An 8,836-nucleotide genomic window follows, 5' to 3' on the forward strand; every position below is an offset into this window, starting at 1 on the left:
CGCCCACCCCGATCAGGTGGACGGTGCCCAGGTCCTCCGCGGTGAGCGTGCCGGCCGGGGTGAACTGCGCGGTCATCGGGCCACCGCCTCGATGACGAAGGAACGCAGGGCCTCGTCACCGTCACGTCGGCCGTACGCCCCCGCGGCCGCGCCCATCGCGTACAACCGCTGCGGGTCACGGATCAGCGGGATGACGGTGCGCTCCAGCCAGTCCGGCGTGAGTTCGGCGTCGTCGACAAGCACCCCACCGCCGGCCTCCACCACGGGCAGCGCGTTGCGACGCTGCTCCTGGTTGCTGTGCGGGTACGGCACGTAGATCGTGGGCAGGCCGATCGCGGCCACCTCGGCGACCGTCATCGCCCCGCCCCGGGCCAGCATGAGGTCGGCGGCGGCGTAGCCCAGCTCCATCTCGGACAGGTAGGGCAGCGTCACGTACGGCACCGGCAGGTCGGTCGGGATCGGCACCGGCTCGTTGCGGGCACCCATCACGTGCAGCACCTGCACGCCGTTGCGGGCCAGCTCCTTGGCCGCCCCGGAGACCGCCAGGTTGATCGAGCGGGCACCCGACGAGCCGCCCGCGACGAAGAGCACAGGCAGGTCGGGGCGGAGCCCGAAGTGGGCGCGGGCGGCGTTGCGCAGCGCGTACCTGTCGAGCGTGGCGATGCTGCGGCGCAGCGGCACCCCGACGACTGTGGCGTCGCGCAGCGACTCGGCCTGGCTCGGCTGGTGCGGGAAGCCGACGGCGATGTTCTTGGTGAACTTCATGCCGAGGCGGTTGGCCACACCCGGCGGCACGTTCACCTCGTGGATCACCATGGGCAGCTCCCGACGCCACGCGGCCAGGTACGCCGGCACCGAGACGTACCCGCCGAAGCCGACCACCACGTCGGCGCGCACCTCGTCGATCACCTTGCCCGCGGCGCGGGCCGCGGTCCACATCCGGCCCGGGGTCCGGACCAGATTCATGTTCACCGACCGGGGCAGCTGGTACGCCGGGATCTGCCGCAGGTCGTAGCCGTGCGGCGGGATCAGCTCGTTCTCCATGCCCTTGGGTGTGCCGAGGCAGGTGATCCGGACGCCGGGGTCGTGTCGGCGCAGGCAGTCGGCGAAGGCGAGCAGCGGGTAGATGTGCCCCCCGGTGCCACCTCCCGCGAGCACCACCGAACGCAGCGAACCCATCAGCGTCTCCTCTCGCTCGCCGTACCCCCGCGAGCCCGGCCCTGCCGGACGCCGCGCGGTGCGGCCTGGTCGTCCTTCCGCCGCTCCCGCGACCGGGGCACGGGCCCTCGGGCCGCGGGCGGCGACGCCGGGCGGCGACGCCGGCCGGGAAGCGGCGGTAACGGGGCCCAGAGTAGTCGGACCCACCGGGCCGGCGGACGGGCATGCAGGGCTCTGGCCGCATCGGGCTCGGCGCGGGCGAAGGATGCCAGCATGCCGATCGCGGCCAGCGTCACGACCAGGGCACTTCCGCCGTCGGAGATGAACGGCAGCGGCAGGCCGGTGATCGGCAGCAACCCGACCACCCCACCAATATTGATCACGGCCTGGCTGACCAGCCAGGTGGTGACCGCGGCGGCGGCGAGCCGCCGGAACGGGTCGTCGACCCGCCGGGCGATCCGCAGGCCGGTGTACGCGAGCACCGCGAAGAGGGCGAGCACCACGGCGCAGCCGATGACGCCCAACTCCTCGGCGATGATCGCGAAGATGAAGTCGTTGTGCGCCTCGGGCAGCCAGTCCCACTTGACGCTGCCCTTGCCCAGCCCGACGCCGAACCAGCCGCCGTGCTCGATGGCCAGCCGGCCCTGGTAGAGCTGGAGGCAGCCGTCGAGCTTGCACTCCTGCGGGTCGGGCGGGTTGATGAACGACGTGAGCCGCGCCAGCCGGTAGTTGTCCGCGCCGCGCTCGCCGGAGCCGGCACCGAGCGAGGCGACCGCGATGAGCAGGCCGACGCCGAGCAGACCGACCACGGTCAGCGCGCCGAAGACCCGCATCCGCACCCCGGCGGCCCAGAGCAGGCCGACCACCAGCGCCAGCAGGCAGAGCATCGTTCCCGTGTCGTTGTAGCCGACCAGCACGAAGAGCAGGCCGACCATCGGGAACAGCGGCGTGGCCAGCTCCCGCCACCAGCCCAGCGCGGCGCCCTTGCGGGCGATCACGTGCGCGCCCCACAGGACCAGCGCGAACTTGGCCAGCTCGGACGGCTGGAGCTGGATGCCGCCGACGAACAGCCAGTTCAGCCGCGCCTCGACCGGCCCGAACCCGGCCGACCGCTGGCCGGTGAGCCGGGCGTACGCGACGAGCAGGTTGAGCACCAGGAGCAGCGCCACCGCGGTGAACAGCAGCGGCCGGCCCAGGGAGCGATAGGTGCTGGCGGGCAGCCGCTGGCAGGCCCAGAACGCGCCGATGCCGATCACCGCGAAGATGGCCTGCTTGGTCAGCGAGGCCGACGCGTTGCCGTCCTCGGCGTAGTCCTTCACGCTTGTCGCCGAGAAGACCATTGTCAGCCCGATCAGCAGCAGCAGGCCGGCGCTGGACAGCAGCAGGTAGTAGGAGGCCAGCGGCCGGTCCAGCAGGCCCCGCAGCGCCGCCAGCCCACCTGCCGCGTCGATCCCGCGCAGCGGCGCCCCGGTCGGCGTGTCCGGTCCCGCGTCGCGCCGCGCGGCCCCCGGTTCCGGGCCACGCGCGTCGTCCGGCGGTGCGGTGGCCTGCGCGATCCGCGCCCCGCCCGCTGACCGTCGCGGTCGCCCGCCCGTCCTGTCCTCAGTGCCGAGTTCCTCCCCCACCCGGACATCATCACCGTTGGACGCGCCCGACAGGGCCACAACGCCCCACCGGGCGTGTCGGGCCCCGCCATCACGTCATGTTGGCGAGGAACTCGCTGTAGAACAGGCCCAGGGCGATGGCCACGCCGATGCCGGCGATGATCCAGAAGCGGACCACGATGTTGACCTCGCTCCAGCCAGCCAGCTCGAAGTGGTGCTGGAGCGGCGACATCCGGAACACCCGTTTGCCCGTGGTCCGGAAGGAGATGATCTGGATCACCACGGACATCGTGATGATCACGAAGAGTCCGCCGATGATCGGCAGCAGCAGGATGGTGCGGGTCGACATCGCCATGCCGGCGATCAGGCCGCCGAGGCCCAGCGCGCCGGTGTCACCCATGAAGATCCGCGCCGGCGAGGTGTTCCACCAGAGGAAGCCCACACAGGCCCCGGCCGCCGCCCCGGCGATCAACGCGATCTCCAACGGGTCACGCACCGCGTAGCAGTAGTCCTGGGTGTAGCTCGGGTCGGCGCACCAGTGCCGGTACTGCCAGAACGCGATGAGCGCGTACGCGGCGAGCACCATCACCGACGCGCCGGTGGCGAGGCCGTCCAGACCGTCGGTGAGGTTGACGCCGTTCGTCGCGGCCATCACCACGAAGATGAAGATGATCACCGCGCCGATCTTGCTGACCTCCAGGGCGTCGATATCCCGGATGAAGCTCAGTGTCGTGCTGCCCACCGTCTCGGTGTTGGTCTTCGCGCCCGTCGCGTCGGTCATCGTGCTCGGGAAGTACAGCGCGACCACACCGAAGACCGCGCCGACCAGGATCTGACCGAGCAGCTTGCCCCGCTTGTTCAGACCGGCGCTGTTGCGCTTGCGCACCTTGAGGAAGTCGTCGAGGAAGCCCACCGCGCCGGAGAAGACCATGAGCCCCAGCAGCACCAGCGCGGTGATGGTCGGCTCCACCTGGGCGATCTGCAGATCCGGCAGGGTGGTCAGCGCCAGGTGCCCGGCCACGTACGCGATCACCGTGGCCAGGATGAAGACCACGCCGCCCATCGTGGGCGTGCCCTTCTTACCCTGGTGCATGGCGGGGCCGTCGGACCGGATCGGCTGGCCGGCCTTGAGCCGGGTGAACACCTTGATGGCGATCGGGGTGCAGAACAGCGAGACCAGGAAGGCCACCCCGATGGCGACGATGACCGCCCTCATCGGGTGGACTCCCCACCGGCGTCGGCGCGCAGGGCGTCGGCCACCTCCCAGGTCCGGTAGCGGGAGCCCTTGACCAGGACGACATCACCCGGTCGTAGTTCGCCCCGCAGCACCTCGACGGCCGCCGCCTGATCGGTGAGCAGCACCGACTCTCCTCCCCAGTCACCTACTGATGTGGCGCCCTCATGGATCGGCGCCGCCGGCTCGCCCACCACGAGCAGCCGGTCCACGCCCAGCTCGGCCGCGAGACGGCCGGTCTGCGCGTGGCCGTCGGACTCGAACGGGCCCAGCTCAGCCATGTAACCCAGCACCGCGACGGTACGCCGGCCCCGGCCGATGCTGGCCAGCGCCCGCAGCGCCACCGCCATGGAGGCCGGGTTCGCGTTGTACGAGTCGTCGATCACGGTCACCCCGTCGGGACGGTCGAAGACGTCCATCCGCCGGGTGGAGACCAGCTTCAGCTCGCCCAGGGCCGTGGCCAGCTCGGCCAGCGGCATGCCCAGCTCGCGGGCCACCGCCGCCGCCGCGAGCGTGTTGCCGACCTGGTGCCCGCCCGCCACCCCGAGCCGCACGGGCGCGCGGCCCTCCGGAACGACAAGGGTGTACGACGCGCGCCCCCGCTCGTCGAGCGTGACGTCCTCGGCCCGCACGTCCGCGTCGGGCGCCTCTCCGTAGCGGACCACCCGGGCCCGCGTACGGCCCGCCATCGCGTCCACCCGCGGGTCGTCGGCGTTGAGCACGGCCAGCCCGGCCGGTGGCAGCGCCTCGACCAGCTCGCCCTTGGCCTGGGCGATGGCCTCCTGCGAGCCGAACTCGCCGATGTGCGACGTGCCGACATTGAGCACCACGGAGATCCGGGGCGGCACCAGCTCGCACAGGTAGCGCACGTGCCCGATCCCGCGCGCGCCCTTCTCCATCACCAGGTAGCGGGTGTCCGGTCCGGCCCGCAGCGCGGTGTACGGGTGCCCCAGCTCGTTGTTGAACGAACCGGGCGGCGCCACCGTCGCGCCGAGCCGGGTGGTGAGCTGGCCGATCAGGTCCTTGGTGGTGGTCTTGCCGGACGAGCCGGTCACGCCGATCACGGTCAGCGCGGGCAGCCGGTCCACGGCCGCGCGGGCCAGCCGGCCCATGGCGGTCAGCGCGTCGTCGACAAGCACCATCGGCACGCCGGGCACCTCACGGCTGCCGAGCACCGCCACCGCGCCGGCCTGGATCGCCGTCTCCGCGTAGTCGTGGCCGTCGACCTTCTCACCGGGGAACGCCACGAAGAGCGACCCGGGTCCCACCTTGCGCGAGTCGAACTCGACGCTGCCGGTGACGGTGACGGCCGGGTCGGCGGCGACGAGTCGCCCGTCGACCGCGGCGGCCACCTCGGCCAGGCTCAGCGCGATCACCGCTGACCCGCCAGATCCCCGAAGCGGGCCCGCAACGCGTCGGCCAGTTCCGTGCTGTCGTCGAAGGGGAACACCTCGCCCGCCACCTCCTGGCCACGCTCGTGGCCCTTGCCGAGCAGCGCGATGACGTCGCCCGGCTCGGCGAGCCGGACCGCCTCGTCGATCGCCGCCCGGCGACCGGCCACCTCGATGATCCGGGCGCCCGCGCCGGCCCGGTACGCCCCGGCGAGCACCTCGGCGCGGATCTCCGCCGGGTCCTCGGTACGCGGGTTGTCGTCGGTCACCAGCACCACGTCGGCCCCCCGCGCCGCGGCGGCGCCCATCACCGGCCGTTTGCCCCGGTCCCGGTCCCCACCGGCGCCGATCACGCAGATCAACCGGCCGGCGCTCAGCTCGCGCAGCGCGGCCAGCGCGGCCACGATGGCGTCCGACTTGTGCGCGTAGTCGACCACTCCGCGTACCGGCGCGGCGACGTCGACCAGCTGCAACCGGCCGGGCACCCCGCCGCAGGCGGCCACGCCGGCGGCGGCGGTCGCCGGGTCCACCCCGGCGGCGACGAGCGTGGCGATGGCCAGCAGCGCGTTCGCCACGTTGTGCCGACCCGGCAACGCCACCCCGGCGGGCACGACAAGGCCGTCCGGGCCGTGCGCGGTGAACCGCTGCGCGTACCCCTCGCCGCCGACACCGTCGGCCCACCACGTCGCGGACGGGTCGCCGGCGGCCGAGTAGGTGACCGTCGCCGGCTTGTACAGCGGCTTGAGCGCCGGATCGTCGTGGTTGAGCACCTCGACGGCACACCGGCCGTCGAAGAGCTGCGCCTTCGCGGCGAAGTAGTCGGCGCTGTCGGCGTGGAAGTCCAGGTGGTCCGAGCCGAAGTTGGTGTAGCCGCCGACGTCGAACCGGACACCGCCCACCCGGCCCATCGCCAGCGCGTGACTGGAGACCTCCATGACCACGGCGGTCACCCCCCGCTCGCGGGCGGTGGCCAGCATGGCGTGCAGGTCGGTGGCCTCCGGGGTGGTCCGCACACTGTCGATCACCAGGTCGCCGAGGCGGGTCTCCACGGTGCCGATCAGCCCGGTCGTGTGCCCGGCGGCCCGCAGCCCCGACTCGACCAGGTACGCGGTGGACGTCTTGCCGGCCGTGCCGGTCACCCCGATCACGGTCAGCCCCGCCGTCGGGTCGCCGTACACGGCCGAGGCCAGCTCACCGAGGACCGCGCGCGGGTCGGGCACCACCAGGGCGGGCAGGCCCGTCCCCGCCGCCAGCTCCGCGCCTGCCGCGTCGGTCAGCAGCGCGACCGCGCCGGCCTCGGCGGCGCCGGCGGCGAACTCCGCGCCGTGCCGGCGGGCGCCGGGCAGCGCCGCGTACAGGTCGCCAGGGTGGACCTCCTGGCTGGCGTGGGTCGCCCCGGTGACGACCACGTCGGCGGTGTCCGCAGGGAGGTCGACGGCGAGCCGGACGGCGAGATCACCGAGCCGGACTCCGGTCACGGTACGTGGACGTGGATTGCCGGGCACGGCGTCAGACCCTACCCGGTCGTCCGGTTCCGGCCGCACAGCCGCCCCGGTGGTTCGTCGGCACTCACCGATGATGTCCCGCCGTCGCTGCTCAGCGCGGATAGACCACGAACTTGGGCTTCGAAGCACCGCTGGAGGGCGGTACGCGGTAGTGACGCAGAGTGAACTGCATCATGTCCCGGAACGCCGGTCCGGCGATCGCGGCTCCCCCGCCGCCGGGCGCGTACACGAAGACCGCGATGACGTAGCGGGGCTTCTCCGCCGGGGCCATGCCGATGAAGGAGGACACCTCGCCGGGCTGCTTCCTGCCGTCCACCAACCGCCAACCGGTGCCGGTCTTGCCGGCTACCCGGTAGCCGGGGACGGCGGCGGTGAGCCCGGTGGCGCCGTCGACAGTGGTGACGGCCTCCAGCATGGTGCGCAGCGCCGCCGCGTTCTGCGGGCTGAGCACCGACCGGGTCACCGGAGCGGGTGCGGGCGTACGCCTGCCGTCCGGGCCGATCGTCTCCTTCACCAGGTGCGGCTGCACGTAGGTGCCGTCGTTGGCGATGGCGGCGTACGCGGCGGCCATCTGCAGGGGCGTGGCGTCCACGCTGTGCCCGATCGGCACCGACCCGGCCGACGACCCGCTCCACTCGTCGGCGGGCAGCAGCCGGCCGCTGGCCTCGCCCGGCAGCCCCTCACCTGTGGGCTGGCCGAGCCCGAACCGCTTCTGGTAGTCGATCAGCCGGTCCGGGCCGAGCCGGTCGGCGATGGTGATCGTGCCGACGTTCGACGAGTACGCGAGCATCCCCGGCACGCTCATCTTCCGACCGTTGGCCGGATGGGTGTCGGAGAACCAGGTGTCACCCTTCTTGATGCTGTTCGCGATGGGCAGCGCGGTGTCCGGGGTGATCACCCCCTCCTGCAACGCCGCGCCGTAGGTGATCGCCTTGTGCACCGAACCCGGGTCGACCACGAAGCTGGTCGCGGCGTCCTCCCGGGCGACCGGGTCGCTCGGCAGTGGCTTGGCCGCGTTGTAGGTGGGGTCGCTGGCTTGGGACAGCACCTCGCCTGTGGGAACGTCGATGATCACCGCCGCGGCGGTGCCGCCGCGCTGCTGCGCCATCGCCGTGCTGAGGATCTGCTGCGTCTTGAACTGCAGGTCGCGGTCGAGGGTGAGCGCCAGCGAGCTGCCCGGCTTGGCCGGGGTGGTCTTGCTGTAGCCGCCCGGGATCGGCGCGGCGAGGTCGCCGAGGCCGGCCTCGTACACCCGCCGGCCGTCCTGCCCGGCGAGCAGCTCGTCGTAGCGGGCCTCCAACCCCTCCAGCCCGTCCATGTCCTGGCTGGTGAAACCGATCAGGTTGGCCGCCAGGTCGCCGCCGGGCACCTCCCGGCGCTCGTCCCGGTGCACCCCGATGCCGGGCAGCTCCAGCGCCTGCACCCGCTTGGCGGCCGGGATCTCCACCCCCCGGGCCAGGTACTCGAATCGGGACGGTTTGCCGTTCTCCAGCTTGCGGGGCTTCATCAGCTCGGCGAGCTTCGACGCCGGGATGCCGAGCAGCGGGGAGAGCGCCTTCGCGGTGGTGGCGGCGTCCTTGATCTCGGTCGGGTCGGCGAACACGTACCGCGCCTCGACGCTGTGCGCCAGCTCGGCGCCGGTCCGGTCGTAGATCGCGCCGCGCGGCGCGGGCAGCTCGACCGTGCGGGTCCGGTCGGCGACGCCACCGCCGGCGTACGCCGGGGTGTCGACCGCCTGGAGGAACACCAGCCGCACGCCGATCACGGCGAACAGCGCCAGGGTGAGCGCGGTGCCCAGCCGCAGCCGCAGTCGCGGGTCGGCGAGTTTCGGCGGACGCGGTGGCTTGCGCGACGGCCGGCGGGCCGCCGGCCGGTCGGCGCGGCGCGGCGCGCGCGGGGTGGTCCGGCGGCCCGGTGGGCGACGAGCCGCCACCGCGCCGCCGG

Annotated in this window: 6 protein-coding genes; all 6 read right to left on the reverse strand. The window is 73.0% G+C overall.

Features of this window, described 5'->3' with window-relative positions; all coding sequences use genetic code 11:
* Positions 1-72: 72 nt before the first annotated feature.
* Positions 73-1,179 carry an undecaprenyldiphospho-muramoylpentapeptide beta-N-acetylglucosaminyltransferase gene (gene murG / locus FHG89_RS18750; protein WP_139585689.1) on the reverse strand — a complete coding sequence of 369 codons (1,107 nt, stop codon included), beginning with the start codon at positions 1,177-1,179 and terminating at the stop codon, positions 73-75.
* The gene (locus FHG89_RS18755) at positions 1,179-2,609 is read right to left on the reverse strand and encodes an FtsW/RodA/SpoVE family cell cycle protein (RefSeq protein WP_139585693.1); all 1,431 of its coding nucleotides are present in this window, start codon (positions 2,607-2,609) and stop codon (positions 1,179-1,181) included. The genes murG and FHG89_RS18755 overlap by 1 nt, the downstream gene beginning before the upstream one ends.
* 244 nt (positions 2,610-2,853) lie before the next feature.
* Positions 2,854-3,978: a phospho-N-acetylmuramoyl-pentapeptide-transferase gene (mraY, locus tag FHG89_RS18760; RefSeq protein ID WP_139585690.1), complete on the reverse strand. Its 1,125-nt coding sequence runs from the start codon at positions 3,976-3,978 to the stop codon at positions 2,854-2,856.
* On the reverse strand, positions 3,975-5,372 hold the full coding sequence (locus tag FHG89_RS18765) for a UDP-N-acetylmuramoyl-tripeptide--D-alanyl-D-alanine ligase (RefSeq protein WP_139585691.1): 1,398 nt from the start codon (positions 5,370-5,372) through the stop codon (positions 3,975-3,977). Before FHG89_RS18765 ends, mraY begins: the two co-directional genes overlap by 4 nt.
* A complete protein-coding gene (locus FHG89_RS18770; protein WP_139585692.1) occupies positions 5,369-6,931 on the reverse strand; it encodes a UDP-N-acetylmuramoyl-L-alanyl-D-glutamate--2,6-diaminopimelate ligase in 1,563 nt (520 codons plus the stop codon). The genes FHG89_RS18765 and FHG89_RS18770 overlap by 4 nt, the downstream gene beginning before the upstream one ends.
* A 52-nt stretch (positions 6,932-6,983) precedes the next feature.
* Positions 6,984-8,836, reverse strand: a 1,853-nt coding sequence (locus FHG89_RS18775; protein ID WP_244295613.1) for a peptidoglycan D,D-transpeptidase FtsI family protein, incomplete at its 5' end; no start/stop codon positions are given.

This window comes from Micromonospora orduensis, assembly GCF_006228125.1.
Taxonomy (GTDB): Bacteria; Actinomycetota; Actinomycetes; order Mycobacteriales; family Micromonosporaceae; genus Micromonospora; species Micromonospora orduensis.